General features: G+C 28.5%; 3 protein-coding genes. All 3 read left to right on the plus strand.

The window, feature by feature from the left end:
- The coding region (locus ACI3VO_RS14170; RefSeq protein ID WP_439758541.1) for a helix-hairpin-helix domain-containing protein at positions 1–585 on the plus strand (585 nt) is incomplete at its 5' end.
- Positions 586–587: 2 nt separating this feature from the next.
- Positions 588–1514, plus strand: a complete 927-nt coding sequence (hprK, locus tag ACI3VO_RS14175) for an HPr(Ser) kinase/phosphatase (RefSeq protein WP_439758542.1) — start codon at positions 588–590, stop codon at positions 1512–1514.
- Between the two features lie 90 nt (positions 1515–1604).
- Entirely contained in the window at positions 1605–2420 is an 816-nt protein-coding gene (locus ACI3VO_RS14180) for a histidinol-phosphatase HisJ family protein (protein WP_439758543.1), read from the plus strand.
- Positions 2421–2568 lie beyond the last annotated feature (148 nt).

Below are 2568 nucleotides of genomic sequence, written 5' to 3' on the forward strand. Positions count from 1 at the left end.
GTGGATTCAATAGGAACTATGGTTGTTTTTACAGACGGTAAAAAGGACAGAAAAGAATATAGAAGATATAAAATCAAAACTATAGTGGGGCCAGATGATTATGGTTCAATGGCAGAAATTATAGGAAGAAGAATTAAACACGGCGATCTACCAGACTTGATTTTACTAGATGGAGGAAAAGGTCAAGTAAGTGCGGTTCAAAAGGTACTAAACGATAATAACCTACAAATACCTTTATGGGGAATGTTTAAAGATGATAAGCATAGAACAAAAGGATTAGTAAATAAATCTCAGGAAATTGTGCTTGATAAAACGACAAATTTATATAGATTTGTTGCAACTATACAAGAAGAGGTCCATAATTATGCTATAACATATCATAGAAGCTTGAGAAAAAAATCTATTACTAAATCTGTACTAGATGAGATAGCAGGTATAGGAGAAACAAGAAAGAAAAATCTTTTAAGCCACTTTAAAAGTATTGAAAATATAAAGGCTGCCACATTTGAAGAATTATTAGAAGTGGAGAGTATAAATAAAACGGCTGCAGAGAATATTTATAATTATTTTAGATCGGAGGAATAGATATGGAATCACAAGAAAGAGTTGCGATATCAGATATCGTCAGGGACTTGGACCTTAATGTAATTTACCAACCTGAGGACAAAGAATTTTTTGTTCATTCGCAAGATGTCAATAGAACAGGACTAGCATTAGCTGGATACTTTGAGTATTTTTCATTTGACAGAATACAAATAATAGGTAAAGGAGAATATACTTATTTTAAAAATATAGACAAAGAGAGAAGAAGAGAAATTTTAGATAGATTATTTTCTTATGATATACCTGCTTTAGTCATTACAAGAGGATTAGAAGTTGATGAAGATATAATTGAAGCTGCCAAAAGACACGAGCGTGTACTTATAAGTAGTGAAAGAAATACTACTAGATTTATTAACAAGATATCTAATTATTTAGACCATAGATTAGCACCACGTGTAACAATACATGGAGTGTTAGTAGATGTCTATGGAATAGGTGTTTTAATAAAAGGAGAAAGTAGTATAGGTAAATCAGAGACTGCTCTTGAGCTTATACAAAGAGGTCATAGATTGGTTGCCGATGATGCAGTTGAGATAATTAAATTAGATGATGACAGATTAGTAGGTCAAGCTCCAGAGCTATTAAGACATTATATGGAAATAAGAGGAATAGGCATAATCGATGTTAGAAGCCTATATGGAGTTGGTGCAGTGAAGAATATGAAGGAAATCAGCTTAGTTCTTCATCTTGAAAATTGGAATCAAGAGAAATATTACGATAGATTAGGTTTAGATAAAGAATACGAAAAAATATTAGGAAAAGAAGTAGAAAAACTTGTAGTTCCAGTAAAACCAGGTAGAAATACAGCTATGATAGTAGAGGTTGCAGCTATGAATCATAGACAAAAAATAATGGGATACGATGCAGCTGTAGAATTCACTAAAAAATTAGCTCAAACAATTCAAAAGTAAAGTTAAAAATAACTTAAAATTTACTTTAAATTAATATGATATTTAAGAACCTCCTATATTATTTAATTAAAAAATATAGGAGGTTTTATAATGAAAATAGTAGATAATCATGTGCATACACATTTTTCAATAGATGCAAAGGATACAATGGAAGATGTTATAAACAAAGCTATAGATATCGGTGTGGATTGCCTTACTTTTACTGATCATTTAGAGTACAATACAGATCATTTTTCCTTAGACATCCAAAAATATACAGAACAAATATCTAAATATAAAGAAAAGTATAAAGATGATATAGAGCTATTGACAGGTATAGAAGTTGGGTATCAAAGCCATCTAAATAAAGAAATAAATAAAATATTAAATTCAACAAGATTTGATTTTGTGTTGTGTTCAACTCATACAATAGATAAAATACCTGTGTCACATAGAGAGTATTTTGAAGACCTTAGCAAAGAAGAAGCATATAGAAAGTATTTTGAGTCTATACTACAAACTAATAAAGAATTTAAAAATTACGATATTTATGGTCATTTGGATTACATAAATAGATATGCAATTTATGAAGATAATAAGATTATATATGATGATTATAGAGATATTTTAGATGAAGTTTTAAAAGCTATAATAGATGGAGGAAAAGGTATAGAATTAAATACGTCAGGATATAGATACGGCTTAAATGCTATACATCCTAATATAGATATAGTTAGAAGATATAAAGAACTTGGTGGGGAAATAATAACTTTGGGATCTGATTCACATAGAGCTATAGATGTATGTGCAGATTTTGACAAATCTTATGAAATGTTGGATTATTTAGGGTTTAGATACGTATCTATTTTTAAAAATAGAAAATGTGAGTTTATACCTATATATCAAAATATATACCATACAGCATAGTATCGATTTAGTATATTTATAATTTTTTTCATTTCTATAAAACATATCTAATCAAATCTAAAAATAAACAAATATATAATAATGATAATAAATTAATAAAGTAAAGAGTCTATTTAATTCAAAATGTAAGTAAAAAATGAATTAAATA

Origin of the sequence: Intestinibacter sp. (assembly GCF_051866655.1) — a bacterium.
In the GTDB taxonomy this organism is placed as follows: Bacteria; Bacillota; Clostridia; order Peptostreptococcales; family Peptostreptococcaceae; genus Intestinibacter.

Bases quoted from the DNA above. Each gene is read 5' to 3' on its own strand.
- hprK (WP_439758542.1), top strand. From the start codon at position 588: ATGGAATCACAAGAAAGAGTTGCGATATCAGATATCGTCAGGGACTTG.
- ACI3VO_RS14180 (WP_439758543.1), top strand. From the start codon at position 1,605: ATGAAAATAGTAGATAATCATGTGCATACACATTTTTCAATAGATGCA.